Source organism: Tsukamurella sp. M9C, from assembly GCF_020169415.1.
Taxonomy (GTDB): Bacteria; Actinomycetota; Actinomycetes; order Mycobacteriales; family Mycobacteriaceae; genus Tsukamurella.
This window is the reverse complement of record NZ_JAIULG010000106.1, coordinates 1-464: the sequence shown is the minus strand read 5'-3', so window position 1 is coordinate 464 and position 464 is coordinate 1. Positions and strand designations below refer to the sequence as shown.

General features: G+C 60.3%; 1 protein-coding gene. It reads right to left on the bottom strand.

The features are described from left to right. On the bottom strand, positions 1 to 317 hold a 317-nt coding region (locus LB823_RS24205), incomplete at its 3' end, for an NAD(P)-binding protein (protein WP_374201381.1). Positions 318 to 464 lie beyond the last annotated feature (147 nt).

Genomic DNA, 464 nt, shown 5'->3' with positions numbered 1-464 from the left:
ACGTCACCTTGGGCACCTACACGAACATTGCCACGGAATTCCACGCCGGATTCATCGAAAAAGCGTTCGAATTGTTGCGCGACCGATTTGGTTCCCTGGTGATCGGCCGCCACACCATAGCGGACCAATCCGAACGGCGTCGCACTCTCGTCGAGAACATCGATGCGACTTTTCGGCAGGGCCCGCCGCAGAGCCTGTCCGGTAAAGCAGCCCGCAGGCCCGCTTCCAACGATCGCGATCCGCGCTTCCGTTTCGCTAGGAGCATCAGCATCATGCGCATCCCGGGTGCTCTCCCATGCGATCGGAAGCTTAGTCATTCCGCGGAAAACCCAGCCGGCTGTGGCTGGCGGATTATCATCAATCAAGCGCATGCCACGGAGACGGCTGAACAGTGCCGGCAGACCGATCTCGGCTACTTCGGCTTTCGCGACCCAGGTGCCAAGGCAAGCGTGAACGCCCTTACC